Origin of the sequence: Kribbella jejuensis (genome assembly GCF_006715085.1) — a bacterium.
Lineage (GTDB): Bacteria > Actinomycetota > Actinomycetes > Propionibacteriales > Kribbellaceae > Kribbella > Kribbella jejuensis.
In genome coordinates this window covers 789,469-816,187 of record NZ_VFMM01000004.1, presented here as the reverse complement: position 1 = coordinate 816,187, position 26,719 = coordinate 789,469, and the positions used below count along the sequence as shown (strand labels likewise).

At 68.6% G+C, this 26,719-nt stretch carries 23 protein-coding genes; 15 read left to right on the top strand and 8 right to left on the bottom strand.

Features of this window, described 5'->3' with window-relative positions:
- The first annotated feature begins 72 nt into the window (after positions 1-72).
- Positions 73-1,593: a phospholipase C gene (locus FB475_RS36530; protein WP_141863061.1), complete on the top strand. Its 1,521-nt coding sequence runs from the start codon at positions 73-75 to the stop codon at positions 1,591-1,593.
- Here FB475_RS36530 and FB475_RS36525 read toward each other — a convergent pair.
- Complete coding sequence (locus FB475_RS36525) at positions 1,590-2,165, bottom strand: hypothetical protein (RefSeq protein WP_141863059.1); 576 nt, start codon at positions 2,163-2,165, stop codon at positions 1,590-1,592. The genes FB475_RS36530 and FB475_RS36525 overlap by 4 nt on opposite strands.
- Before the next feature lie 24 nt (positions 2,166-2,189).
- On the opposite strand from FB475_RS36525, the gene FB475_RS36520 reads away from it, so the two are divergent.
- Positions 2,190-2,915, top strand: coding sequence for a DUF5995 family protein (locus FB475_RS36520; RefSeq protein WP_141863057.1), 726 nt, complete (start codon positions 2,190-2,192; stop codon positions 2,913-2,915).
- Here the strand turns inward: FB475_RS36520 and FB475_RS36515 are convergent.
- The gene (locus FB475_RS36515) at positions 2,912-3,616 is read right to left on the bottom strand and encodes a M50 family metallopeptidase (protein WP_141863055.1); all 705 of its coding nucleotides are present in this window, start codon (positions 3,614-3,616) and stop codon (positions 2,912-2,914) included. The two genes, FB475_RS36520 and FB475_RS36515, sit on opposite strands and share 4 nt — an antisense overlap.
- Before the next feature lie 129 nt (positions 3,617-3,745).
- On the opposite strand from FB475_RS36515, the gene FB475_RS36510 reads away from it, so the two are divergent.
- From FB475_RS36510 to FB475_RS36495, 4 genes are all read left to right on the top strand, one after another.
- Positions 3,746-5,683: a S41 family peptidase gene (locus FB475_RS36510; protein WP_238332662.1), complete on the top strand. Its 1,938-nt coding sequence runs from the start codon at positions 3,746-3,748 to the stop codon at positions 5,681-5,683.
- Between the two features lie 121 nt (positions 5,684-5,804).
- Positions 5,805-7,007 carry an aconitase X gene (locus FB475_RS36505; RefSeq protein ID WP_141863051.1) on the top strand — a complete coding sequence of 401 codons (1,203 nt, stop codon included), beginning with the start codon at positions 5,805-5,807 and terminating at the stop codon, positions 7,005-7,007.
- Positions 7,004-7,402, top strand: a complete 399-nt coding sequence (locus tag FB475_RS36500) for an aconitase X swivel domain-containing protein (RefSeq protein ID WP_141863049.1) — start codon at positions 7,004-7,006, stop codon at positions 7,400-7,402. The genes FB475_RS36505 and FB475_RS36500 overlap by 4 nt, the downstream gene beginning before the upstream one ends.
- On the top strand, positions 7,399-8,274 hold the full coding sequence (locus FB475_RS36495) for a neutral zinc metallopeptidase (RefSeq protein WP_141863047.1): 876 nt from the start codon (positions 7,399-7,401) through the stop codon (positions 8,272-8,274). Before FB475_RS36500 ends, FB475_RS36495 begins: the two co-directional genes overlap by 4 nt.
- Here the strand turns inward: FB475_RS36495 and FB475_RS36490 are convergent.
- The gene (locus tag FB475_RS36490) at positions 8,244-9,167 is read right to left on the bottom strand and encodes an MFS transporter (protein WP_141863045.1); all 924 of its coding nucleotides are present in this window, start codon (positions 9,165-9,167) and stop codon (positions 8,244-8,246) included. The genes FB475_RS36495 and FB475_RS36490 overlap by 31 nt on opposite strands.
- Positions 9,168-9,307: 140 nt before the next feature.
- Here FB475_RS36490 and FB475_RS36485 point away from each other — a divergent pair, with 140 nt between their 5' ends.
- Positions 9,308-10,090 (top strand): phosphatase PAP2 family protein, encoded by a 783-nt coding sequence (locus FB475_RS36485; RefSeq protein WP_141863043.1) that lies wholly within the window; start codon positions 9,308-9,310, stop codon positions 10,088-10,090.
- Here the strand turns inward: FB475_RS36485 and FB475_RS36480 are convergent.
- Positions 10,060-11,556 (bottom strand): SulP family inorganic anion transporter, encoded by a 1,497-nt coding sequence (locus tag FB475_RS36480; protein WP_238332661.1) that lies wholly within the window; start codon positions 11,554-11,556, stop codon positions 10,060-10,062. The genes FB475_RS36485 and FB475_RS36480 overlap by 31 nt on opposite strands.
- Positions 11,557-11,781: 225 nt before the next feature.
- Between FB475_RS36480 and FB475_RS36475 the strand changes: the two genes are divergently transcribed.
- Entirely contained in the window at positions 11,782-12,555 is a 774-nt protein-coding gene (locus FB475_RS36475) for an SDR family NAD(P)-dependent oxidoreductase (RefSeq protein ID WP_141863041.1), read from the top strand.
- On the opposite strand, the gene FB475_RS36470 is transcribed toward FB475_RS36475, so the two are convergent.
- Positions 12,548-13,309: a DUF427 domain-containing protein gene (locus tag FB475_RS36470; RefSeq protein ID WP_141863039.1), complete on the bottom strand. Its 762-nt coding sequence runs from the start codon at positions 13,307-13,309 to the stop codon at positions 12,548-12,550. The genes FB475_RS36475 and FB475_RS36470 overlap by 8 nt on opposite strands.
- Positions 13,310-13,366: 57 nt before the next feature.
- Positions 13,367-15,403, bottom strand: coding sequence for a fibronectin type III domain-containing protein (locus FB475_RS36465; protein ID WP_141863037.1), 2,037 nt, complete (start codon positions 15,401-15,403; stop codon positions 13,367-13,369).
- A gap of 214 nt (positions 15,404-15,617) precedes the next feature.
- On the opposite strand from FB475_RS36465, the gene FB475_RS36460 reads away from it, so the two are divergent.
- The 3 genes from FB475_RS36460 (at position 15,618) to FB475_RS36450 (ending at position 20,375) form a co-directional block, all read left to right on the top strand.
- Positions 15,618-17,102, top strand: coding sequence for a lysyl oxidase family protein (locus FB475_RS36460; RefSeq protein WP_238332660.1), 1,485 nt, complete (start codon positions 15,618-15,620; stop codon positions 17,100-17,102).
- 139 nt (positions 17,103-17,241) lie between these two features.
- A complete protein-coding gene (locus FB475_RS36455) occupies positions 17,242-18,801 on the top strand; it encodes a N,N-dimethylformamidase beta subunit family domain-containing protein (protein WP_141863033.1) in 1,560 nt (519 codons plus the stop codon).
- 17 nt (positions 18,802-18,818) lie between these two features.
- Positions 18,819-20,375: a N,N-dimethylformamidase beta subunit family domain-containing protein gene (locus FB475_RS36450; protein ID WP_238332659.1), complete on the top strand. Its 1,557-nt coding sequence runs from the start codon at positions 18,819-18,821 to the stop codon at positions 20,373-20,375.
- A gap of 70 nt (positions 20,376-20,445) precedes the next feature.
- On the opposite strand, the gene FB475_RS36445 is transcribed toward FB475_RS36450, so the two are convergent.
- Positions 20,446-21,963, bottom strand: coding sequence for an MFS transporter (locus FB475_RS36445; RefSeq protein ID WP_141863031.1), 1,518 nt, complete (start codon positions 21,961-21,963; stop codon positions 20,446-20,448).
- Between the two features lie 108 nt (positions 21,964-22,071).
- Here FB475_RS36445 and FB475_RS36440 point away from each other — a divergent pair, with 108 nt between their 5' ends.
- A complete protein-coding gene (locus FB475_RS36440; protein WP_238332658.1) occupies positions 22,072-22,959 on the top strand; it encodes a LysR substrate-binding domain-containing protein in 888 nt (295 codons plus the stop codon).
- Here the strand turns inward: FB475_RS36440 and FB475_RS36435 are convergent.
- Positions 22,956-23,759 carry a UbiA family prenyltransferase gene (locus FB475_RS36435; RefSeq protein WP_141863230.1) on the bottom strand — a complete coding sequence of 268 codons (804 nt, stop codon included), beginning with the start codon at positions 23,757-23,759 and terminating at the stop codon, positions 22,956-22,958. The two genes, FB475_RS36440 and FB475_RS36435, sit on opposite strands and share 4 nt — an antisense overlap.
- A 21-nt stretch (positions 23,760-23,780) precedes the next feature.
- On the opposite strand from FB475_RS36435, the gene FB475_RS36430 reads away from it, so the two are divergent.
- Genes FB475_RS36430 through FB475_RS38010 form a run of 3 tightly spaced genes read left to right on the top strand, consistent with a single transcriptional unit; the run spans position 23,781 to position 26,526 of the window.
- On the top strand, positions 23,781-24,827 hold the full coding sequence (locus tag FB475_RS36430; RefSeq protein ID WP_141863029.1) for a type III polyketide synthase: 1,047 nt from the start codon (positions 23,781-23,783) through the stop codon (positions 24,825-24,827).
- Positions 24,827-25,354 carry an isoprenylcysteine carboxyl methyltransferase family protein gene (locus FB475_RS36425; protein WP_185759593.1) on the top strand — a complete coding sequence of 176 codons (528 nt, stop codon included), beginning with the start codon at positions 24,827-24,829 and terminating at the stop codon, positions 25,352-25,354. Before FB475_RS36430 ends, FB475_RS36425 begins: the two co-directional genes overlap by 1 nt.
- Positions 25,351-26,526, top strand: a complete 1,176-nt coding sequence (locus FB475_RS38010; protein WP_185759592.1) for an NAD(P)/FAD-dependent oxidoreductase — start codon at positions 25,351-25,353, stop codon at positions 26,524-26,526. The genes FB475_RS36425 and FB475_RS38010 overlap by 4 nt, the downstream gene beginning before the upstream one ends.
- Positions 26,527-26,719 lie beyond the last annotated feature (193 nt).

The window sequence follows — 26,719 nt, the reverse complement described above, 5'->3', positions numbered from 1 at the left end:
GGGGGGAGGCTTGGCGGGCCGACGAGTCACTGTCCCGGTGACTCCCGGCCTCGAGCCCGAAGGAGTTGGAACGTGTCCCTCCGCAGCAAACGCCGACTTCCCCTGGTCGCCGGACTCGCCGCGGCCCTGGTGGCCGCGGCAGCCGTCCCGGCCGTCGCCCTCGGCCACGACCAGGGTGCGCCGACCAGCACCCCGATCAAGCACCTGGTAGTGATCTTTCAGGAGAACGTGGCGTTCGACCACTACTTCGCGACCTACCCGAACGCCGCCAACCCGGCCGGCGAGCCGCGTTTCACCGCCGCCGCCGGGACGCCGAGCGTCAACGGGCTGAACACCCCGCTCGCCTCCCCCAACAACCCGAACTCGGTCCAGCCGTTCCGGCTCGGCCGCGACCAGGCGCAGACCTGCGATCAGGACCACAACTACACCGACGAGCAGAAGGCCGTCGACAGCGGTCTGATGGACAAGTTCGTCGAGACCGTGGGTCGTGGCGCCGGCACCTGCGCGGACTACGGCCACGGCAAGGGCCTGGTGATGGGCTACTACGACGGCAACACCGTCACCGCGATGTGGAACTACGCCCAGCACTACGCGATGAGCGACAACTCGTTCGGCACGACGTACGGACCGTCCTCGCCCGGCGCGATCAACCTGGTGTCGGGGCAGACCCACGGCTTCAGCGCCGACGGAGAAGCGGTCCCAGCGGCAACCGGAACGATGATCGGGGACCCGCAGCCCGCCGGGGACAAGTGCAACACCCGGGACAGCTCCACCGTCACCGACCCGAACAACAAGAACGTCGGTGACCTGCTGAACGCGAAGGGCGTCAGCTGGGGCTGGTTCCAGGGCGGCTTCGCCGACTGTACGGCGAAGCACACGGACGTCGGCGGTGTGAGCAGCGCCGACTACATCCCGCACCACGAGCCCTTCCAGTACTACAAGAGCACGCAGAACCTGCAGCACACGCCGCCGGCGTCGGTGAAGGAGATCGGTCACAACGGGCCCGCGAACCACCAGTACGACCTCAAGGACTTCTGGGCGTCGGTGGACCACGGGTCGATGCCCGCGGTCAGCTACCTGAAGGCCGCGGCCTACCAGGACGGACACGCCGGCTACTCGACCCCGCTGGACGAGCAGCAGTTCGTGGTCAGCACGATCAACCGGCTGCAGAAGTCGAAGGACTGGAAGAACACCGCGGTCGTCATCGCGTACGACGACAGCGACGGCTGGTACGACCACCAGCTCGGGCCGGTGGTGAACCAGTCCAACGATCCGGCGCACGACGCGCTCAACGGGACGAACTGCGGTACGAACCCGGCGCGGATCGCCGGCGGGTACCAGGACCGGTGCGGCTACGGCCCGCGGCTCCCACTGCTCGTCGTGTCGCCGTACGCGAAGCGGAACTTCGTCGATCACAGCGTCACGGACCAGACCTCGATCCTGAAGTTCATCGAGGACAACTGGCGGACGGGCCCGATCGGCAACTTCTCCTTCGACGAGAAGGCGGGATCCATGGACAACCTGTTCGACTTCCACCACAAGAACAAGACGCTGTTCCTGGACCCGATGTCAGGTCAGCCCGTCAAGCACTAACGCTCCACCGCGACACGCAGAGCGGCGTACGAGGCGACCAGCGTACGCCGCTCAGCCGCGAGCAGCGGGTCGTCGAGATGGCAGCCGGCACGGACCCAGCGGTCCGAGAGGTCCATCGCGTCGACCCGCTTCTCTGCGGCTGGTCGTACGGCGTCGCGCCCGGTGCAGTAGACGTACGAGTAGAGGTCCACGAGAGCCGCGATCAGCTCCTCTTCGGTGACGTCTTGCGAGTGCTGGTGGGCGCGGTGGACGCGCCACCATTCCACCTCGAGCCGGGCGGCCTCTACCGGCTCCAGCGGGAGGGTGTGGGCGACCAGCTCGTAGAAGTGGCGCATGTGGGCGCGGGCGGCGTCCGGGTGGTTGTCCGGGTACGGCGCCCACGCCTGGTTGGCGCGTAGTACGCACCAGGCTGCGGCGAGTGTCCGGTGTGGCGGCATGCCGAAGCCCGCTGCCACCATGCCGACCGCGGCGGTGAGGAACTTGGGCCAGTCATGGCGGTAGTACGCGGCCCAGGCATCCGTCTCGCGGTTGCCGACGAGCACTGGGTCGAAGGACAGTGGTCCTGTTCGCATGAGTCCCTCCTCGGGGGAGGTTCGATGAATGATGGTAGTCCGATCGCGGACGTGGTCGCGCGGATGCAGGACCGGCTGGCCGCGTTGCCGACGGAGCTGGCGCATCGGCGGTTCTTCCTCAGCACGTACCTGCGCACCACTCAGGCGGTCGGCCGGGCAATAGACCACGCCCGGTTCGAGGACCCGGAGTGGGTGGAGCTGTGGGACGTGAAGTTCGCTGAGCTCTACCTACAAGCTCTTGACGGTCAGTTCGTGGCGCGCCCGTGGCGGTTGGCGTTCGATGCGCCGGGGGAGCTGCCGCCGTTGGCTCATGTGTTGTTGGGCATCAATGCGCATGTGAACTACGACCTGCCGCAGGCTCTTCTCGCAGTCATCAGTGATGAGGACTTTCTGGATCAGCGACTGCTGGATCGGCGGCGGCGGGATCATGAGCGGATCGACGGGGTGCTGGCCGAGCGCGTGAGTGCTGAGGACGACGAGCTCGCGGCAAGTAGCGCGAAGAGTCTGCTGGATCGCGTGCTGACTCCACTGAACCGCCTGTCCTCGCAGCGCTTCCTCCGTGAGTCACGCCAGAAGGTCTGGCACAACACGGTCGAGCTCCAGCACGCACGGCTGGACGGCTCCTACGACAAGCGGCTCGCTGAGTTGGAGGTGCTCAGCGCAGCGAAAGTAGCCGACCTCCTCCGACCAGGACAGGTCCTGCTACGCCTGGCAGTGACAGGCTTCGGTGTAACGCTCCCACCGGTCTAACTCGGCAGCACGCCGGACCAGATCACACCGATCGCCAAGCACGCCAGCGTCACCAACCCGAACACCCCGACCCACATCAGCGCCGGTACGCCGGTGAGCCGCCGCAGCTGGTCCGCATCCGACGTACGCCCCTGCCCGCGCCGCCGTGAGTGCTGCAACTCGAGCACTGCCCGTGGCGCAGCCAGCAGCAAGAACCAGGTGAGCAGGTGAGCGAATGCAGTCTGGACCGAAGTAGAACCCCACCACGTGACCCCGAAGACCACCGCCCCGAACACCAGCACGGACCACAGTCCGAACAGGTTGCGGATCTGCAGCAGCAGAATCACCAGTGCGAGCAACAGCCCCCACAGCAGCGCCACGGCGTACCCACGACTCAGCACGAACGCGGCAGCCAACCCGAACAGCGCAGGCCCGGGATAGCCGGCCAGCAGTACGGCGATCATGCCGCCGCCGGTCGGTTTGCCCCGCGAGACCGTGACGCCGGAGGTGTCCGAATGCAACCGGATCCCGGACAGCTTCCGCCCGACCAGCGCCGCGATCAGCCCGTGCGCGCCCTCGTGCGCGATCGTCACGACCTGCCGCGTGTACTTCCAGATCGGCCGCCACGCGATCAGCAAGAGCGCCGCTACGCCGGTCCCGATCACCAGCCGCAACGACGGCTCGGGCTGTACGGTCGTGATGCTGCTCCAGAACTCCTTCACCCGCCCATCCTTACAGGCAGGTGGTCGACCGCCCGCCGTTGACATCCGTTCCCGGGCGGACCACGGTGGAGGAATCGTGGCCCGGGGAGGGGCCGCTGCAGTTCGGGGGGCGAGATGTCTCAACCACGCATGATCAAACGGCCTGCGAAGAAACGTACCGCGCGGGCGACCACCGCCGCGGCGCCCGCCGTACCGCTGACCGACTTCCTCGACGCGGCGGGTAGCCTGACGCTCGACGAGCGGAAGATCCTCGTGGATCAAGCGCTTCTGCTGCTCAGCGAGAACTACGTGCACCTGCCGCTGAAGATCGCGATGCACGCGGTGAACCCGGTGCAACGCCTGCGCGTGATGCGGGCCCGGATGGAACGGCAGACGCCGGACACGATGCAGCCGGAGTGGATGTTCCACCGGGAGATGTCGAGCATCGTCAACTCGGTGCGCGACCTGCACACGAACTACCTGCTGCCGGCACCGTTCGCGGGGAAGATCGCATACCTGCCGTTCATGATCGAGAAGTGCTACGACACGGACGGCACGGAGCACTACCTGATCACCCAGACCGTCACCGGCTACGAGGCACCGCAGTTCGGACCCGGTGCCGAGGTGACGCACTGGAGCGGTACGCCGATCGCGCGCGCCGTCGCGCTCAACGGCGAGCGGTTCGCCGGCAGCAACGAGGCCGCCAACCTCGCCCGCGGTCTCGAATCGCTGACCCTGCGCCCGCTCGTCATCCAGGCCCCGCCCGACGAGGACTGGGTGACGCTCACGTATGTCGGCCTCGACGGCTCGGACCAGGAACTGCGCGAGCAGTGGAAGGTGACCGACAACCTCCCGCCGATGACGAACCTGGACGCGGTCGGCGAGACCTCCGCCGCGATGGGCCTCGACCTCGACTCCGACGAGAAGTCGCGCGCGAAGAAGACGCTGTACGTCCGCGACGTCGTCGAACTCGAAGGCGGCCGGAGCTCGGCCGAACTCGCGACGCCCGCGGCCGTCACCGGCACGGACCTGCCGACCACGATGCCGGGCGTGTTCCGCGCCCGCGAGGTCAGTACGCCGTCCGGCAGGTTCGGGCACCTGCGGATCTTCACGTTCAGCGTGACGGACCCGGTCGCGTTCCGGGACGAGTTCGTCCGGCTGGCCGGCGTACTGCCGCAGAACGGGCTGATCGTGGACGTTCGTGACAACGGCGGCGGGCACATCTACGCCAGCGAGTTCACCCTGCAGACGATGACGCCGCGGCGGATCGCGCCGGAGCCGGTGCAGTTCATCAGTACGCCGCTGAACCTGAAGCTCTGCCGGCGGCACCAGTTCAACCCGTCCGGGATCGACCTCGGCCCGTGGTTCGACTCGCTCGACCTGGCGATCGAGACCGGCGCGCAGTACTCCGCGGCGAAGCCGATCACGCCGGAGGACGGTGCGAACGACATCGGGCAGCAGTACCACGGGCCGGTCGTACTGATCACCGACGCGCGCGTGTACTCGGCCACCGACATCTTCACCGCCGGGTTCGCCGACCACGAGATCGGCACCATCCTCGGCGTCGACGACAACACCGGCGCGGGTGGCGCGAACGTGTGGACGCACGGTCTGCTCGCGTCCCTGCTCAACGAACCGCCGCCACCTGACGAGACGTCGCCGTACGTCGCGTTGCCGAACGGCGCGAACCTCCGGGTCGCGATCCGCCGGACGCTCCGGGTCGGCAAGCTCGCCGGTACGCCGGTCGAGGACCTCGGGGTGCAACCGCACGAGACGCACCGGATGACCCGAGCCGATCTGCTCGACGGCAACGTCGACCTGCTGAACAAGGCCGGCGCGCTGCTCGCGGCGATGCCGGTCCGCCGGCTCGACCTGAAGACGTCGATCACCGGTACCACGCTCACCGTCGCGATCGATGCCCAAGGTATCGATCGGGTCGACCTCTACCTCGAGGACCGCCCGATCAGCTCCGAGGACGTCACCGGTCCGCTCAGCATCGACATCCTGGACGCGGCCGCGGGCCAGGTACTCCGCGCCGACGGCTACGACGGGGGCGCCCTGGTCGCCTCGCGGCGGCAGGCGGTCTAGGAGGCGGACCGCTGGCACTCAGTAACCGCCGTTGTGCCGGCTTGCGGCGGTGCGGGTGAGCGTGCGGGCGCGCGGCAGTTGGGTGGTTGGTGAGTGGCGGAGGTCCGCTAGGTTTTGGAGTATGGCGACCCTGGAGCTGACCGCTGAGGAAGAGGGGATGCTTAGCGGGCGGGACGGGGACGGGGTTGCGCTCGCGATGCGAGTGGTGGTGGGGCAGGCGCGGATCCTGGACGCGCCGCGGTTGGTCGAGATCACCTCCGCGCATGTCGACTCGTGTCTGTACCACGGGCAGGTCAGCCTCGATTTCGCGCATCGGCTCGTCGAGCTCGGTGCCCGTACCCGCGTACCGACCACGCTGAACGTCGGCTCGACGGACCTCGTCCATCCGCAGCTCGTCCGCGATCAGCAGCTGGCCCGCGCGGGACGAGAGCTGATGGAGGCTTACGTCGACCTCGGCTGTACGCCGACGTTCACGTGTGCGCCGTACCAGCTGCCGAACAGACCGCGACTCGGCGAGCACATCGCGTGGGCGGAGTCGAACGCGATCGTGTTCGCGAACTCGGTGCTCGGCGCCCGCACCGACCGGTACGGGGACTTCCTCGACGTGTGCGCGGCGATCACCGGACGAGCGCCGTACGCCGGACTGCAGACACCGCAGGCGCGGCGCGGGACCGTGGTGTTCGACTGCCGGGCGCTCGGCGAGTTCACCGAGCTCACGTATCCCTTGCTCGGCCACCACATCGGCTCGGTGGTCGGGGTCGATATCCCTGTCCTGGTTGGGATTCCGTCAGCTGTGAGTGAGGACTCGCTCAAGGCGCTCGGTGCCGCGGCGGCGTCGGCCGGGGGAGTTGCGTTGTTCCACGTTGTCGGTGTGACACCCGAAGCGCCGACCGACCTGGCCGGTCTACCGGTGCGGATTGTCGAAGATCTGCAGGACGTCAGGCGGGAGCTGTCGGCGCCCGGCTCGCAGTTGGATGCGGTGAGCATCGGTACGCCGCACGCGTCGTACGACGAATGCGTCCGCCTGGCACAGCTCCTCGACGGACCGCCGCTGAAGCTGCCGTTCTACCTCTCGACCTCGCGCGCGACCCGCGATCGGCTCGGCGACACGCTAGCTGTCCTGGAGCGAGCCGGCGTGACCGTCGTCGTCGACACCTGCACGTATGTGACCGCGATCCTGCAGCCGACCTGGAAGCGCGTGATGACGAACTCGGCCAAGTGGGCGCACTATGCGCCCGGCAACATCGACGTCGACGCGATCCTCGGCTCCCTCACCGAATGCGTCGCCTCCGCCCGCGCCGGACAGGTGGTGCTCGACGCATGATCGGACGGACGTTGCACCCGGGTACGGCGACCGGCCGACCGATCCGGCTCACGACACCGCTGTCGTTCTGGGGCGGTACCGACGCGGACGGCCGGATCGTCGACACGCATCACCCGCAGTGCGGCGCAAGTCTCACTGGGCGGATCCTGCTGATGGAATCCGGCCGCGGCTCGAGCTCCGCATCCAGCGTGCTCGCCGAGCAGATCCGCGCCCGCACGGCCCCGGCCGCGATCGTTCTCGCCCGGCCCGACCCGATCATCCCGCTCGGCGCCCTCGTCGCCGCCGAGCTCTACGGCCTGTACCTCCCCGTCGTGGTAGCGCCGTACGACGACATCCCCGACGGCACCGTTCTGAAAGTTGACGCGAAGCCGGACCGTGCGATCATCACGTGGTGAAACGCGTGATCGCACTCTGCGCGGCCGTCGCCTTGCTGGCCGGGTGTGCGTCGAAGAACTCCACCACAGATGCCGACAAAGCCTTCGCCTCCGAGGTCGCCAGGGCCCGCGCGGGCGTGTCGCTCACCCCCGAGACGCCCGGCGGCGACTCGACCGCACCGGTCTCGGCGCCGCCGATGCCGAAAACGCTGGCCGCCAACCCGCTCTACCGGATCGGGAAGCTCCCGTCGGCCGGGTGCGCGGAGCCGGCCTACCCCGCGACCTCGCTCGCGAACGTCCGCGCGTACTTCACGCAGTACCTGGCCTGCCTGAACAAGGTATGGGGACCGGAGCTCCGCAAGGCGGGCTTCACCTTCCGCCCGCCGAAGCTGGTGGTGGTCCTCGGCCAGTCGCCGTCCTCGCCGTGCGACTTCGAGGATGGTCGCGACTACTACTGCGGCGGCACGATCTACATGGACGCGGCGACGCACATCAAGTTCTACAAGAAGGATCCAGGGTGGGCACGAGCCTGGATGGCGCTCGAGATCGGGCACGAGTACGGGCATCATGTGCAGGTGCTGACCGGAATCCTGAACGCGTTCTACCAGCGGGACAAGACGCTCAACGGTGTCGACGTCCAGCTCGAGGACTCCCGGCGGACGGAGCTGCAGGCGTCCTGCCTGAGTGCGGTCTACCTCGGTGCCGACCGCAACGACTTCCCGGTGACGCCGGACTGGGAGTACCACTGGGACCTGGCTACCCGGGACACCATCGACGACAGGCACGACCACGGCAGCGCGGCGAATCACGGCTACTGGACCTACGTCGGCCTGCACGCCGCGAACCCGGCGGCCTGTGACACCTACACGGCTGCCTCGTCGTTGGTCGGCTGACGCATCAGTACGGCGGTTGCCGCGAACAGGACCGCGCACGCGACCAGCGCGAGCGGCATCGTGCTCACCGACGCGATCGCCGAAATCGTCAGACCGCAGACGATCTCCCCGAGGTACTCGAGCTGCGCCAGGAACGAATGCGTCGTCGCGCGCACCTCGGCCGTCGTACGGGCGTTCACCCAGATCGTGCTGATCACCCGCGTCAGCGGCGTGACGATCCCGTTCAGGAGTACGACGGCGGCCGCGCCGACCACCGGATCGCGCGCGAACGCGAGCAGCAGCATGCTCACCACGCCGACCACCGCCGCCAACGCATAGTCTGCACCGGACCTGTTGATTCTGTGCGTGAGAAGTCGGAGGACGACAGCACCGAGGACCAGACCGATGACGCCGAGAACGGTGAACCAGAGGATCGGCGCGGTCGGTAGCCCGAGGTCGAGCAGGCGTCTGGGGGTGAGCCGTCCGGCCCCGGTCAGTTGCGCGCGGGCGGCGCGGGCAAGGACGAGGTTGATCCGGCTTATCCCGTCTAGTTCGTCGTCCAATTCGTCGGTGATCAGCGCGACGTCCGATCCGCTCGCGAACGTCCACGAGATCCCCCACAGGACCTGCGTCGCGAGCAGCGCCGGGAACGCGGTGACCAGCCCGGTCGTGACCATCGCCGTACCCATCAGCACCTGTGAGATCACCAGCGACCACTTACGGCTGATGGTGTCCGCGATCACGCCGGCAGGCACTTCGAACACCAGCGAGAACCCGCCCTGGACCGATCCGATCAGCACGAGCTGTGCAGGGGAGAGCCCGGCGTCGACGACGAGATACACGCTCGTGACCAGCCACCAGCCGTTGTGCAGTACGGCCCGCAGCCACGTCCACCGGATGAAGACCTGCTGCATACGCCGATCCTCCCGGCGTCGCTCTAGCCGCGGCCAGCGGATTTTCAAGGAGCTGTGAGGTGATTCATATTCTTCGCAACTATCAGCAGACCGCGATAGCTTGGAAAGAACGAACGTTCGGTTTGAGCTGGGGGGGCGGCATGGCGCAGGCGACGCTGGAGCGGGTCGGGCAACCAGAACTGCCGGAGCTGCCAGGGCTGAGGAGGCACAAAGGGCGGATCGCGCGGGAGATCGCGCTGCTCGCGGCCCTGTTCGGCGTCTACAACCTCGGCCGGTTCCTCTCCGCGGAGCACTCCGGCTCGGCGTTCCGGCATGCGCACGAACTGATCCGCTGGGAGGCCTGGCTCGGCCTCCCGAGCGAGGCGGTGATCCAGCAGCACGCGCTGCGGATCGACGGCCTCGCCCGGGTCGCGAACCTGTTCTACGCCGGCGTGCACTTCCCGCTCACCGCGGTCGTCCTGCTCTGGCTGATGGTCCGCCGCCCGGCCCAGTACGGCGACGCGCGCTGGGCGTTCGCCTCGCTGACCGGGCTGGCGCTGATCGGGCACATGTTCTTCCCGCTCGCCCCGCCGCGGATGATGCCGGGCTGGGTGGACACGGGCGTGCTGCTCGGTCAGTCGGTGTACGGACCGAGCGCGCACTCCGGGATCGCGAACCAGTTCGCTGCGATGCCGAGCCTGCATGTCGGCTGGGCGTTCATGGTCGCCGTGTTCATGATCCGCGCGACCCGTTCACGCCGGCGCTGGTTGTGGATCGCACATCCGGTGCTCACGTTCACGGTCGTCGTGGTGACGGCGAACCACTACTGGATGGACGGCCTGGTGGCCGTCGTGCTCGCCATCCCGTTGCTCTTGATCTTCAACAGCTCCTCGTCGCGGCGTTCGAGAAACGGTTACGCTTTCATCGGTACTTCGTCGAGTTGATCCGCGACGCCGCCGCGATGGAGCTCGACCGAGCCACCCCGCGCGATGTGTCCGCGGCGCCAGTCCTCGATCGCTTCGTACGCGGCGTGGTCGAGATGATCCACGGTCAGCTCGACCCGGACCGCGGCCCCGGCCGGTATCGCGCGCAACGTCCGGACCAGCGACGCGACGCCGAGGAACACCAGCGCGCCCCGGATCCGTACCGTCCACAGGCCGTCCGACTCCGTCGCGGTCACGGTCGCCCGGGCCAAGCGGTACAGGACCCGTGCCAGGGCAAGGATCAGACCGAGCAGGACGCCTTCGGCCAGTCCCAGTACGCCGACACCGACGGCGGTCACGACGTACACGAGGAGCTCGTCGTGCCGCTTGAGCGTGCGGATGTGGGCCAGCTGGACCAGCCGTAGACCGGTGACGAGCAGGACGCCGGCCAGCGCGGCCATCGGGATGAGTTCGAGCAGCGCCCCGGCTGCGAGTACGAACGCGGCGATCCACAGCCCGTGCATGATCGTGGACGCGCGGGTGCGCGCACCGGCCGCGACGTTCGTGGAGGACCGCACGATAACCCCCGTGACGGGCATGCCGCCGAGCGCACCCGAGACCGCGTTCGCGGCGCCCTGGCCGATCAGCTCCCGATCGAGATTGCTCCGCGGCCCGCGATGAAGCTTGTCCACGGCAACGGCCGACAGCAACGACTCCACACTCGCGACCAGGGCGACCGTGAGTACGGCGGTGACGATCGCGAGCGGCGTACCGTCGGGCATCGCCGGGAGGATCAGGCTCTGCAACGGGTTGTCCGGCAGGTCGACCCGGGTGACATCCGGCATCGCGAACGCGGCCAGCGCGGTGACCGCGACGACCGCTACCAGAGGTGCCGGAATCGCCTTGAGCTTGGGCACTTTCGGCCAGCCGAGCACGACGACCACCGTCAGTACTCCGACCACGACCGAGTGACCGTGATGAGCGACGAGTTGCGCGGGAAGCCCTGTCACGTTGGCGATCAATGAGCTCTGCGCTTTGCCGCCGAGGACGACGTGCAACTGCTGGACGGCGATCGTGATGCCGATCCCGGCGAGCATGCCGTGCACGACGGCGGGGGACAGTGACAGCGCCCAGCGGCCGATGCGGGTGACACCCAACAGGATCTGCAGCAGGCCTGCGGCGCACGTGATGGCGGCGGTCGCGGCCCAGCCGAACTGGCCTACCAGGCCCGCGACGACGACGGTGAGGCCCGCGGCCGGGCCGCTGACCTGGAGTGGTGAACCGCCGAGGGCGCCGACTACCACGCCACCGACCACCGCGGCCACCAGGCCGGCGATCAGCGGGGCGCCGGACGCCGCGGCGATTCCCAGGGACAGGGGTATTGCGATCAGGAAAACGACGAGTGAAGCAGGGAGATCATGGTGCAGGAAGTCCTTCCAGAGCAGGCGTTTGCCGGTACTGGGAGGTGAATGAGAAGTGGTCGGCACGAGGGATTCCTCCGGCGTCGGTGCTCAGTGCAACTACATGGGCATCAGGCGTCGAAACTAAGAGTGTCGAACTGCTCACCCACTGTACTTACCGATTCAAGCCCCGAACAACGATTCCGCCGAAGATGACGATTGCTCAGGACGGTTGCCTGCCTTGCGTAGACTCAGCGACGACGCGATCACGCGGGCCCGCGACGAGTACGACGCCGACATCTGAGGAGTCACGTGGAGCTGGAACTGGCCGGGAAGACCGCGGTGGTCACCGGGGCGAGCAAGGGAATCGGGCTGGCCTGTGTCGAGGCGCTGGCGCGCGAAGGTGTCGCGGTCGTCGGCATCTCGCGGGACGCGGGGAACCTCGCGAAGGCGCAGGAGGAGCTCGCCGCGAAGGGCCTGAGCTTCGAGGTCGAGGCGGTCGACCTGACCGATGCGGATGCGACGCGGGCCGCGTTCGAGCGGATCGGCGTACCGGACATCCTGATCAACTGCGCGGGCGCGGCCCGGCGGACGCCGGTGGACGAGCTGGACAGTGCCGCACTGCACGCGACGATGGACGCGAAGTACTTCACCTACATGCACGCGACCGAGGCGGTCATCCGCGGGATGGCGGAGCGCGGCAGCGGCGCTGTGGTCAACGTCGTCGGCCAGGGCGGTCGCGCTGCCAACCCGCTGCACATCGGCGGTGGCGCGGCCAACGCGGCGCTCATGCTGGCGTCGGTCGGGTATGCGAAGGCGTACGCCGGACGCGGCGTGCGGGTGAACGTGATCAACCCCGGAACGACGCGGACCGGGCGGGTGGACGAGGGGCTCGAGGCCGCCGTCCGCGCGACCGGCAAGCCGAAGGACGAGCTGCTCGCGGAGATGGTCAAGGACATCCCGATGGGCCGCGTCGGCGAGCCGGAGGAGGTCGCCGACGTCGCAGTCTTCCTGGCCTCCCCACGAGCGAGCTACGTGACTGCTTCGATCATCACCATGGACGGCGCGTCGACCGCGGTTATTTGACGTTTCCGTCGGTCGGGCGGGCGGCCGGGTTCGAGAACGGCGTGACCGGTCGTTCCTGCGGTTCTCCGTCGACGGTGATGTCGACGTTCTCGCTGAAGAACGCGATGTGGCCGGCGATCGGTAGCAGCGTGGCGGTCGGGAAGTCGTACGACCAGGCGACGTCCTTCACCGTCGGGATGGACCAGTAGGCGCTGGTTCTGCCCTTGTACGGGCAGGCGGTGACGGTCTCGCTCGGGGTCAGGTGCTCGAGGGCGACAGACGTTCTGGGGAAGTAGTAGCGCGGTGGCAGACCGGTCTCGAAGACGATGACGGTCGAGGTCGAGTCGGCGAGCTGCAGTTCCCCGGCGGCCACGGTCACGTGGCGGGTGGACTTCACCGCGTCGACGCGGGCGTAGGGGTTGCGGGGGTGGACGAAGACTTCCTCGTCTTCCTCGAACCAGCTGTCGAGGGCGTCCCATTGGAAGCGGACGCGGTCCTTTGCGACGCCGTCGTCGTACACCCAGGCGCGCCCGGAGCCGGCCGTGTGGACACGCGCCACGCCGTGGGCGAACTCCTTGGTCTCGCCGGTGTCTTCCAGGACGCCTTCGGCGACGTCCGCGAGCGGGACGTAGTACTGCGGGTACGGCGGGAACTCCCACAGGTAGATCGCGCCGGTCGTGTCCAGGACGATGCGGTCGTCGTACAGCGCGCGGATCCGGCGCGGGACGGGTGCGGTGCCGCCGGGCGGGATCAGGGCTTCGGGGTAGGCGCTCATGCACCAAGTAAAACGCGGGGCCGGCCCTGGTGGTGCCGGCCCCGCGGATCTTGTCGGCTACACGGTGATCCAGTCGATGTCGGCGATATAGCCGTTCGGGTTGCTGATCTTCAGGGAGTTGGCGCCCGCCGTGAGCTTGACCGGGAGGTACGTCGTCTGCGGCGTGCCCCAGTCGTTGTCGCCCAGGCCGCTGTAGTTCACCCAGTAGTTGTCGATGTCGTTGACGGTGAGCATGCTCTGCCGGCTCGTGTCGCCGTCGGTGTACGCGATCTTCACCAGGTAGGTACCGGTCTTCGGGACGGTGATCCCGGTCAGCGTCACCGTCGACGAGTACCCGATGTTGCCGACCTTCGCGCCGCCGGAGCACAGGCTGCACCCGTTGACGCTCGCCGACCCGGTCAGCGTGCTGGTCGGCGCCTCCGCCTCGTACCGCACCGGCCCGTCGGACGCCGACGTCAGCATGGTCACCGGCGCACTCGGCGTCGACGTACGACCGCCCTTCACGCCCTTGACCGTGAACGTGTACTGCGTCTGCGGCAGCAGCCCGGTCACCACGGTGTTCGGCGTGGTGCTCGCCGCCACCTGCTTGCCGTTGGCAAATACCTGGTACGACGTCGCGCCCGCGCTCGGCCGCCAGGTCAGGGCCACCGTCGTCCGGCTGACGTCCGTTGCCGTCACGTCCGCCGGGATCGTGACCGGCACGTTCGCGGGCCAGATCTTGTAGAGCTTCGAGCCGTGCGCGGGCAGAGCTGCAGACACCTGACCGGACACATCACGGGTGTTCCGGTCCGCCCAGATGTCGCGGACGGTGGACTTGCCGTCGATGCCGAGCTGGGCGAAGTCGCCCGTCACGGTCGCGGGGGAGTCGGCCAGGTTGAACAGGGCAACGGTCGTACTGCCGTCGGCGTTCTTGGCGTACCAGGTCTGCTGCAGCTGGTCCTGGTTCAGCGGGCGGGCCGGGTTGCCGGACTGGTCGATCGCGATCACCTCGCGGTTCGTCAGCAGCTTCAGGCCGTACGCGTCCAGCTTGGTCAGGTCGTCGCCGGAGAACAGCGGCGCGGCGTTGATCGCCCAGAACGTCATGTACGACTGGCGTTCCGCGTCGGTCAGGCCGTCCATCGCGCCGACCCCGACGTCCAACGCGTCCAGGTTGTTCCAGTGCCCCGGGCCGGCGTCGTCGATCCACTGCGCGACGTCCCACCAGCGCTGCTTGACCGAGCTGTCCCACTTCACGATCGTGTCGCAGTAGCACTCGACGTCGGTGTCGATCCGCCAGCCGTTCGAGTTCTGCTTCCAGACATCGGCGTACCGGTGGCTGAGCGACCATGACAACGTGTACTGCATCGGGCGGCCGGCGTTCTGCACCGCGCGCCACCACGCCTCGACATCGGCGGTGTTGTTGTGGTTCGGATCGTCCGGAGCGCCCTTCCAGGAGCCCGGGCCGACGCCGTCCATCTTGATGAAGTCGACGCCCCAGGACGCGAACAGGTCGACGATCGAGTCGGCGTACTTCTGCGCACACGGGCTCGCGTAGTTGATCTTGTACGCCGCGTCCCAGCCGTTCGTCTTCCGCAGGTCCGGGTAGACGATGTCGCGGGTGAAGCACCCGGGCGCGTCGTAGATCGGCGTGTTGCCGTCGCGGTACACGTCCGTACCGAGGCCGACCGTGGTGTAGATCCCGAACTTCAGGCCGAGCTTGTGGATGTCGTCGCCGAGGGCCTTCATCCCGCGCGGGAACCGTTTCGCCATCGCGACCGGGCGGCCGTACTCATCACCGCCGTCCTGCCAGCCGGCGTCGACGTTGACGTACTCGTAGCCGTACGGCTTCAGCTTGGTCGCCAGCGCCTGAGCCTGGGTCAGGATGTTCTTCTCGCTGATGAAGCTGCCGGGGCCATCGGGGTTCACACCCGGGTAGTTGGTGGACTGCAGACTCCAGCTGCTCCAGCCCATGTAGGGCTTCGCAGCGATCTGTGGAGCGCTCGGCCGCGGCTCCTGGGCCGCGTCGGCGGGGGCGGTTGCTGTCGTCAGAACAAGGGCTGCCGGCACCAGGGCGACAGCGGCGAGCACGATCGAGGTACGACGTCTCAAGGACATAGAACGTCCTCCGGGGGAGGAGTGAGCGGACCTGGCCGAGCCTAGGTGGGCTTAATTTACGCAGTCAAGTATCAAGCGCCTGCGACTTTCAAGGGACTTCCTGTGACAGGACTGCCATCGAACCTTGATCAACTTCGTGACGGAGCCCGGTCGTCGTACCAGCAGCAGGCCGGCCTCGTGAGGACGCCGGCCGAATGCACGAGGGGGTTCCATCGTGAAGGCACGAAAGCTCGGCCGGGCGGCTGTCGCCGCGGCCGGGGCGGCCGGTCTGGTCGCACTCGCAACCGCCGGCGCATCGACGGCCTCGACCGCTGCTCAGACGGCTCGCCCGCCGTTGAAGTTGGTTGCCGGGAGCATCGACGTGACGCTCGACAACGATCCGGACTACGGCATCGCGCTGGATCTCGGCACACACCTGGTGGCCGGCAACGCACCGGTCGAGATCCGCGCGAACCGGGCGACCTACGCGTCGCCGGTCGTCGCGTGGCAGTACGTCAACGGAAAGGCGACCCGGCGACTGCCGAAGGGGCTCGTCACGGACTTCGCCGGGCTCGGGAAGTTCCTGCACGTCACGATCACCGATGCCACGGGCAAGAAGGTGCTCGAGCGGGACGAGACGGTCTGTTTGAACGGCGAGGGTTCCCGGACCCGCCCGGACGCACCGGCCACGTCGCCGTACCCGGACGGTTGTTCGGCGAACCCGTTCACCCAGGGCGCGGTCTGGGGATTGCAGACCGGCTGGTCGACGCGGACGTACGACTACAACGCGGCGCCGGTGAAGCTTGCCAATGGCAAGTACAAGGCGACGGTCACGGTCAACAAGGCGTACCGCGACTTCTTCAAGATCCCGGCGAAGGAGTCGTCGGTCAAGCTGAACCTGACCGTCGAGAAGGCCCCGGACTGCGTCCGCGGGTGCGCAGCCGCGAAGGACCTGGCGGCGAAATCCGTTGTGCTGAAGCCGAATGCGGCTCGTCCGACCGGCAAGGCGAGCGTGCCGAAGGGGCCGAAGCCTGATCTGCGGCCGGTGCCTGCATGGGGTATCGAGGTCGCGCCGGGCGACGCGGGAACGCCGGACGCGAACAAGGACTTCCTGCAGTTCTCGGCGACCGTGTGGAACGCGGGTCCGTCGCCGCTGGTGCTGGACGGTTTCCGTCGTCAGGGCAAGGATCTGATGGATGCCTACCAGTACTTCTACGACGCGCACGGCAAGCAGGTCGGGTACCACAACACCGGCACGCTGGAGTGGGACGGCCGGCCTGGCCACAACCACTGGCACTTCACCGACTTCGCCCGGTACAGCCTGCTGAACGCGAAGCAGACCGAGGTGGTGCGCAGCCAGAAAGAGGCCTTCTGTCTGGCCGCGACCGACTCGATCGACTACACGGTGAAGAACGCGAACTGGCACCCGGACAACACCGATCTGCACACCGCGTGCGGCGACCACGGTTCGCTGTCGGTCCGTGAGGTCCTCGACGTCGGCTCCGGCGACACGTACGTGCAGTCGTTGCCCGGTCAGTCGTTCGACATCACCAACCTGGCCAACGGCACGTACTACGTCCAGGTGACGGCCAACCCGGAGCACCGGCTGTACGAGGCCAGCACGACCAACAACGTCGCGCTGCGCAAGGTGATCCTGGGCGGCACGCCGCACCACCGCACCGTCAAGGTGCCCCCGGTCGGCGTCATCAACATCCCCTGATGCCGCCACCGCCGGCTGGTCGGTTCACGGCCACCGGCAAGCTCGCGCTCCTGGCCGACGATCCAGCCGGGAGCGCGAGCCTTCTCAGCGTGTTCCAAGCAGGGCCCACCTATCTTCGGACGGACCAGAGGGAGGGCGGATGCGCCGAGGTTTCGTCGCTGTCGTCGGATTGTTGGCAATCGTCGTGTTGGCCGGCTGTCAGGCGGGACCGAAGCAGCAGCCTTCGGCTGCCCTCGGCAGCGTCTCGCATGCTGTGAGCGCCGGAGCACGAACTCCGGCTTGGGTGATCACCGACAGCCGGATGGCGGGTCCGGCCGACCTGGGCGGCTACACCGACCATGTCAGCGTCACGAGCGGCGAGCCGTTCCGGCTCTTCGTCTCGTCGTCCGACGGCAACTTCACCGTCCGCGCATTCCGCCTCGGCTGGTACCGCGGAACCGGCGCCAAGCTCGTCTGGACGTCGGCCGTCGTACCGGGCGTGCCGCAGCCGCCGCCGACCCTCACGCCGCTGCGGATGATCACGACGAACTGGAAGCCGTCGCTGACGGTCCCGACCAAGGGCTGGCTGCCGGGCGCGTATGTGCTGTTGCTGCGCGCCGCGAACGGCAAGGAGAAGTACGTACCGATCGTCGTGCGGTCGAACTCCGCCCGCGACGCGGTGCTGATCGTCGACGCGGTCAACACCGAGGAGGCGTACAACGCCTGGGGCGGGTACTCGCTCTACCACGGGCCCCATTCGCTCGCCGCACGTCGTTCGCTCGAGGTCACGTTCGACCGGCCGTACGACGACGGCGGCGCGCGCGGGCTGCTGAACTACGCGGCGCCGGTGATCCAGGAGGCGGAGCAGAGCGGCGTACGGCTGGCGTATGCGACCAGTGCGGATCTGGACGCCGACCCGGGCCTGCTCGCCGGAGCGCGCGGGATCGTGTTCGGCGGGCACGACGAGTACTGGACGCTCGGGATGCGGAACGCGGTGACGAAGGCGCGGGACCACGGCACGAATCTGGCGTTCCTGGGCGCGAACTCGGTGTTCTGGCGGGTACGGTACGCGCCGAGCCGGCTCGGGCCGCGGCGGGTGATGGTCGGGTACAAGGACGCCCGGCTTGATCCGGTGAAGAACCAGCCGGTGACGACGGTGCGGTGGCGGAGCAACCCGTTCGCTGATCCGGAGAACAGCCTGACCGGGATGCTGTACGAGTGCTTCCCGGCGGTCGGGGCGTTCACGGTCCGGGACCCGGGCTTCTTCCTCTTCGCGGGCACCGGTGCGCGCGCGGGTACGGCGTACCCCGGACTCATCGGCGACGAAGCCGACCGGGCGTACCCGATCCCGGGGACGCCGGCGAACCTGCAGGTGGTCGCGCACTCGCCGACGACCTGCGGACCGACGCATCACACGTTCTCCGACGCCACCTATTACACGGCGCCGTCCGGGGCCGGCGTGTTCGCCACCGGTTCGATCGAGTGGGTGCGGGCGCTGGCGGGGCCGGACCCGAAGGCGGGCGTCGATCTGGCCGGCGTGACGTTCGCACGGACTGTGACGTTGAACGTGTTCCGGGCGCTCGCGTCCGGGCCGCTCGGGCGTACGCATCCGGCGCACGGTGATCTGGCGCCGCTGCACGAATCGCCGTCGACCGCGAGTGGTACCGGAGGGGTGGTCGGCACGGTGCCGAAACCGCTCGACCTGCATACCAAGGCCTGAAGGAGATCATGTTCACGGTGCGACGCGGATTGGTGCTGGGCGCAACGATGGTGCTGCTCGCGACGGGTTGCAAGTCGACGGCGCCCACCTCGCAGCCGGCACCGGCCTCACAGTCCGCACCGACGTCCGCGCCGGCAACAACGCCCTCAGCCGTCGGCCCCGGTGTGGTCGCCGAGAACGCCAAGCGCGGGACGACCGCCTGGAAGATCGACACCCAGCGGATCGCCGGGCCGCTCGAACTGGCCGGCTACGCGGACCACGTCAGTGTCCGCAGCGGCCAGCCGTTCAAGCTGTTCGTGACGTCGACCGCGGGCGCCTTCACCGTGCGGGCGTTCCGGATCGGCTGGTACGGCGGAACCGGCGGGCGACTCGTGTGGACGTCGCCGAGCGTTCCGGGTCGGGTGCAACCTGCGGCGGTTGTCCGGCCGTCCGACCATCTCGTCACGACCACGTGGCAGCCGTCATTGACGGTTCCGACGACGGGCTGGCCGGCCGGTGCGTACCTCTTGCTGTTGACCGCGGCTGATGGGAAGCAGAAGTACGTCCCGCTGACCGTCCGCTCGGAGTCGACGCAAGGCGCGGTCGCGATCGTCAACGCCGTGAACACGTACGAGGCCTACAACGAATGGGGCGGTTACTCGCTCTACAACGGTCCGGACAAGTCGTTCGCGTCGCGCGCGCACCGGGTCACCTTCAACCGGCCGTACGACGGCAACGGCGCGCGGACGCTGGTGCAGTCCGAGCTGCCGTTGATCCAGCTGGCGGAACGTAGCGGCGTACGGCTCGCGTACCTGACGAGCGTCGACCTGGCCACCGATCCGAACGCGCTGTCCGGTGCGCGCGGTGTGGTGTCGCTCGGGCACGACGAGTACTGGACGGTCGCGATGCGTGACGCGGTCACCAAAGCGCGGGACAGTGGGACGAACGTCGCGTTCCTGGGCGCGAACGCGGTGTATTGGCGGGTACGGTACGAGGCCGGGAATCGGGTGATCGTCGGCTACAAGGACGCGACGCTGGACCCGCTGCGCAACCGCCCCGACACGACCGCGAAGTGGCGCAGCAAGCCGGACCCACGCCCCGAGAACTCGCTGACCGGCATGCTCTACGAGTGCTTCCCGGCGGTCGGATCCTTCACCGTACGCGACCCTGACTTCTTCCTGTACGCCGGAACAGGTGCGCGCAAGGGCTCGGCGTACCCGGGCCTGACCGCGACCGAGGTGGATCGCGCCTACCCGATCCCCGGAACCCCGAAGACTCTGCAAGTCGTCGCCCATTCGCCGGTTTCGTGCGGGCCGACGATCCACACATTCTCGGACGCCACGTACTACACAACGCCTTCCGGCGCGGGCGTCTTCGACACCGGCTCGATGAACTGGGTCCCGTCCTTGCACGGGCCCAACTCCAAGCACTCGTTGACCGCGCGAGAGGTCGCGTTCGCCCGCACGGTCACCGTCAATCTGCTTCGAGCCATGTCGGCAGGTCCGCTCGCCCGCACACACCCCGCGCAACCGGATCTGAACACGCTCGGCGCTTCAGCATCGACGTCCACCGGCTCGGGCGGCTCCGTCGGCTGACCAGCTGCGCGGGAGCCCGGGACAGGGCCGAGGTGTGGACGGCAGCCGCTCGACCCTGTCCCAGGAGTTTCTAGTGGTGCTGCGCGCGACGGCGGGGGCGTAGCGGGCGGAGGTGGGAGTCCGCGCGTGCGTGTTGCCGGCGACCGAGAACGAAGGGCCGCGAGGTGCGGGGGAACGGCGTGCTTCTCGGCGCCGACAACTGGATCTCGGTCTGCTGCAGGTTGAGACGGACGGGGACCTGGTGCCAGGGGGAGCGAGTGCGGACGAGGACGAGCCGGAACTGACCGTCCCGCCGCAACCGCAGGCCGATGGCCACCGTGGCGATCGCCGGGACCAGGCCCGCGATCAGCAGCGCCGAGCGCGCGCCGAAGTGCTGCGCGAGGAACCCGACCAGCGGGCCGCCGATCGCGCCGCCGCCGATGAAGACCAAGTTGTAGATCCCGGACACCCGGCCGCGCAGACCGTCCGGCGTGGTCAGCTGGACCATCGACTGCGCCGCGGTGAGGAACATCAGCGTCGCCATCCCCATCGACGCGAGCACCGGGATGAACGTCCACAGCGACGGCTGGATCGCCGCGAGTACCTCGGTGATCGTCAGCAGACAGGCGATCCCGATCAGGTTCCGCAGCCGGGTCGGCCGGACGCGGCGGGCCGACAGCAGCGCGCCGGCCAGCGCCCCGAACGCCACCACCGAGTTGAGGACGCCGTACCCCGAAGCGCCGGTGTGGAAGACCCGGTCGGCGAACGCCGTCAGCGTCACCGGCAGGCTGATCGTGAACATTCCGTAGATCCCGACCAGCGCGATCGCCCAGCGCACGGCCGGCTCGTCGAGCGCATACCGCACGCCGTCGCGCAGACCGTCCCGCATCCGCAGCCCCGCGCTCGCCTTGCGCGCCGCGTGGAACCCGGGCATCTCGCTCTCCCGCATCCGCAGCAGCGCGCTGATCGACGCGAAGAACGTCAGACCGTTGAGCGCGAACGCCCATCCGGCCCCGATCGTGCCGAGCAGTACGCCGCCCAGCGCCGGGCCGATCAGGCTGCCGAGCTGGAACGTCGACGAGACCATGCTGATCGCGTTCCGGACGGTGTCGCGCGGGACGAGTTCGGTGACGAACGACTGCCTGGTCGGATTGTCGACGGCTGTCGCGAGGCCGAGGACGAACGCCATCGTGTAGACGTGCCAGACCTGGACGCTGCCGGTGAACGCGGTCAGTGCGAGCGTGCCGGCACAGGTACCCATGGTGATTTGGGTGACCAGCAGGACCTTCCGCTTCGGGAAGCGGTCGGCGATCACGCCGCCGTACAGGCCGAGCACCAGCGTGGGCAGGAACTGCAGCGCGGTGGTGATGCCGACCGCGGTGGCGCTGCCGGTGAGCGTGAGCACCAGCCAGTCCTGGGCGATGCGCTGGATCCAGCCGCCGGTCGAACTGACCAGCAGACCGCTGACCAGGAGGCGGAAGTTGCGGACCCGCAGTGCGCTGAAGGTGTCCTTGAAGCCCGGGCGGCGCGTCTCCCGGAGGCGGTTCGAGTCGGTGCGGTGGAGGTGGAAGTCGGTGGACGGGACAGTACCGGTGGCCCGGGTGGTCAAGAGTAATCCCTACGCGAGTGGTCGGTCAGGGGAGGACACGTCCATCCTCACGGTTCGGTACTGGATATCGACAGCGAATTACTCCTATTAGTCTTATAGCGTCACGTAATGGGAGGTGCATCGATGTACGACCCGGACCAGTTGCGCACGTTCCTGGCCGTCGCACAGTCGCTCAGCTTCACCCAGGCGGCCGAACGCCTGGGGATCCGGCAGCCGACGGTGAGCCAGCACGTCCGCAAACTGGAAACCGCGGTCGGACGGCCACTGTTCGTCCGCGATACCCGCACAGTGACGCTGACCGCCGACGGCGAGGCGATGGCCGGGTTCGCGCGCACCATCCTGGCCGCGCACGAGGAGGCCGCGGGGTACTTCACCGGCTCCGAGCTCCGCGGCCGGCTGCGGTTCGGCGTCACCGACGACCTGGCGCTGACGCCGCTGCCGAAGATCCTCCGCGACTTCCGCCAACTGTACCCGCGGATCGACCTCGAGCTGACCGTCGCGCAGAGCCCGAACCTGCTCCGCCGGGTCGAGTCCGGCCACCTCGACCTCGCCTACGTGAAGCACGGCGCCGGCGGCGGCTACGAGCCGAACGGCCGGCTGGTCCGCCGAGACTCGCTCGTCTGGGCCGGGATCGCCGGCACCCGGATCGCGCCCGACGGCCCGGTGCCGCTCGTCACGTACCAGGCGCCGTCGCTGAGCCGGTCGCTCGGTGTGCAGTCGCTCGAGCAGGCCGGCCGGACCTGCCGGATCACCTGCATCGTCCGGGGCGTCAACGGCGTCCTCGCGGCCGTTCGGGCCGGGCTCGGGATCGCGATCTTCGCCCGGTCGCTGATGCCCGCGGACCTGGTCGAGCCGCCGCCGAGCGCGGGACTGCCCGAGTTGCCGCCGATCGACCTGGTGCTGATCACGAACCCGCGCGCCGCCAAGGAACCGGCCGAGGCCCTGACCGCCGCGATCCTCGGCAGTACGTCGCCACTCAAACCGGACGCGGGTTAAGTCAGCGCATCCCCGCGCAGTACCAGCGAAACGATGCTGACGGCAGCGATCGCGATCGTCACCAGGAACGGCGCGTTCCGCCAGAACAGAATCGTGGTGAGCAGCGCGGCAACCACCGCCAGCGCGATCCAGCCGACGACACCGATCGCGCCGGCCGGGGCGATCACCAGCAGGACGGTCGCCGCCGCGAGCGGGAGCGGCGCGATCAGGCGCGCGTAGCGGCCGAGCCGCTGCGGCCAGCCGCGGACGCCGGTCGCCAGGTCGTCGGCGAGATCCGGGACGACGTTTGCGAGATGGGCACCGATTCCCAGAAGAGCACCCGCGGCGGTGGCCCACCACGGCGCCCAGACGTGCGCGGTCCCGAGCGTCACGAACGAGGGCAGCCCGCCGAACGCGACGGCGTACGGGAGCCACGAGATCACGGTCGACTTCAGGCCGAGGTTGTACGCCCAGGCGCAGGCAACGAACAGCAGATGAACCAGTCCGGCCAGGAATCCGTTGGCCAAAGAGACGGGGACGGTGATCACGAGCATGACGCCCGCACCGATCGCGAGGGTCCGGCGACTCACCAGTCCACGCACCACCGGCTTGTCCCGGCGGTTCACAATGGTGTCGCGGGCGGCATCAATCGCGTCATTGCTCCAGCCGATCGAGAGGTGGCCGGTGAGGATCGTTGCTGCGACGAGGAGACACCCGGCCGGATTCCGCCCGGCCGACCACGCGACGGCCGTGACCAGGGCGGTGACGGCAAGGGTCGGCCCCGGATGGCAGGCGAGCGCTAGACCGTTGACCGTCCTCATCACCCTCGTAACGATGCCACGATGACGCGGATCGCAGCGGTCCGCCCCGCGCTCCCGCCCTACCGTTATCCGCAGTCGGAGCTGACCGACGCGTTCGCCTCGATGTGCCTGCCCGACGGCACGGGTACGGCGTTGCTCAGGCGGCTGCACGCGAACGCGGGCGTGTCGCACCGGCATCTGGCGTTGCCGCTGGAGGAGTACGCCGCGCTCAAGGACTTCGGTGCCGCGAACGACGCGTGGATCGCGTCGGCGGTCGACCTCGGAGCGGAGGCGGTCGCGGGCGCGGTGAAGGACGCGGGGCTGACGCTGGACGACGTCGACGTACTGATGTTCACCACGGTGACCGGGGTGGCGGCGCCGTCGATCGACGCGCGGGTGGCGATGCGGCTCGGGTTGCGGGACGACGTGAAGCGGCTGCCGCTGTTCGGCCTCGGGTGTGTCGGGGGAGCGGCCGGGATCGCGCGGCTGCACGACTACCTGACGGCGTGGCCTTCGCATGTCGCCGTACTGCTGTCGGTGGAGCTGTGTTCGCTGACCTTGCAGCGCGACGACGCCTCGTTGCCGAATCTCGTCGGTGGCGCGTTGTTCGGGGACGGCGCGGCGGCGGTGGTGATGACCGGGTCCGCGCATCCGTCGGCGTCGGGGCCTTCGGTGGTCGCGACGCGTTCGCGGTTGTACCCGAACTCGGAACGGGTGATGGGGTGGGACGTCGGTGCGGGCGGGTTCCGGATCGTGCTCGGCGCCGACGTACCTGAGGTGGTACGGACCTATCTCGGTGGCGACGTACGCGAGTTCCTTGCCGCACACGGATTGGCGATCGGCGACATCGGGACCTGGGTCAGCCATCCGGGCGGCCCGAAGGTACTCGAGGCGGTGTCGGAGACGCTCGGGCTGCGGCCCGGTGCGCTCGACCTGACCTGGAAGTCGCTCGATGCAGTCGGCAACCTGTCGTCATCCTCGGTGCTGCACGTCCTCGGTGACACTCTCAACCTGGATCCTTCAGGCATGGGTCTCCTGCTTGCGATGGGCCCGGGGTTCTGTTCCGAGCTCGTCCTCCTGGAGTGGTGATGACGGATTCCTTGTGGTGGTACGTCGCTCTCGTGGTGCTGGTCGGGCTCGAGCGCGTCGCCGAACTCGTCGTGTCGCTGCGGAACGCGAAGTGGAGTTTCAGCCACGGGGGAGTGGAGTTCGGGAAGGGGCACTACCCGTTCATGGTGGTGCTGCACACCGGGCTCCTGGCCGGGTGCGTGGTCGAGGCGATCGTGTCCGGCCGGCCGTTCGACCCGCGGCTCGGGTGGACCATGGTGGCCGTCGTGGTGACGATGCAAGCATTGCGGTGGTGGTGCATCTCGGTGCTCGGGTACCAGTGGAACACCCGCGTGATCGTCGTACCGGGACTCGGACGGGTCACGCGCGGCCCCTACCGGTTCCTGCGGCATCCGAACTACCTCGCCGTGATCGGTGAGGGGATCGCGCTGCCGCTCGTGCACTCGGCGTACATCACCGCGATCGTGTTCACGTTGCTCAACGCACCGTTGCTGGCGATCCGGATCCGGACCGAAGAGACCGCCCTCGGTACCGTGCTGACCCGATGATCGACCTGCTCGTGGCCGGCGCCGGGCCGGCCGGTGCGGCGACTGCGATCCGCGCGGCGCTTTCCGGTCTCTCGGTGGTGGTCGTCGAGCCACGGGCAACTCCGATCGACAAGGCCTGTGGTGAGGGCATCGCGCACAGCGCGGTCGAGTACCTGTCGCGGCTCGGCGTGGAACTCCCGGGCCGTTCGTTCCACGGCATCCGCTATCTCGACGGCACGCATTCCGTCGAGGCTCGGTTCACGGCGGGCCGGGGCCGCGGAGTACGCCGTACCGCCCTCCAAGCAGCCCTCGCCGACCGCCTCGCCGCCCTCGACATCCCGGTCCTTCAGTCCCGCGTCGGCCCCATCACCCAGAACACCACCTCGGTAACCGCAGCAGGCATCACCGCCCGCTACCTCGCCGCCGCCGACGGTCTCCACTCCCCCATCCGCCGCCAACTGGGCCTGACCTACGCGCCACCCGACCCCGCCACCCGCCTCGTGCCCGCCCGTTCCGCGCCCCTTGACCCTGCCACCCGCTCCGCGTCCCTTGACCCTGCCACCCGCTTCATGCCCCCCGGCCCGGCCGCCCGCCTTGCGGGCTCTGCCCGCTCGTTCTTTCACGCGTCGCACAGCGCCCCCAGCGACGTGCGGCGCGGACTTCGCCAGCACTTCACCGTCGCCCCCTGGACCGACCTGGTGGAGGTCTACTGGTCCCGCCTGGGTGAGGCCTACGTCACCCCAGTAGCCGACGACCTCGTCGGCGTAGCCGTCCTCACCTCCGCCCGCGGCACCTTCGCCGAGCACCTGGAAGCCTTCCCCCAACTCAAACGGCGCCTGCAAGGAGCCCCGCCGGCCAGCTCAGTCATGGGCGCCGGCCCCCTCCGCCAACGCGTCCGCGCCCGCACCGCCGGCCGCGTCCTCCTGGTGGGCGACGCCGCCGGGTACGTCGACGCCCTCACGGGCGAAGGCATCGCCGTAGCCCTCCGCACCTCGGCCGAACTCGTCGACTGCGTCCGCGCCGACCGCCCGCAGGACTACGAGGCCGCCTGGCGCCGCGTCTCCTGGGAGTGCCGCCTGCTCACCGCATCGTTGCTCTGGGCCCGCAACCGCCGACTGGTTGCCCCGTACATCGTCCCCGCCGCCGCCCGCCTCCCGGCGGTCTACCGGACCATCGTCAACCGGTTGTCCTAGGCAACCTCAAGGGCGAGGAAATGCCGCAGGCCCGGCGGTCGCTCAGACATCGCCGGGCCCACGGGTGGCCCCAGCTTCCTGGTGAAAAGCTGGGACCGGGCAGCCTTTCCGGTCTCCTGGTGAAAGATCGGACCTGCTGACAAGGAAGACTCTGTCAGGCGGATGTTGCCCAACAGTTGCCGGAATGTGAAGC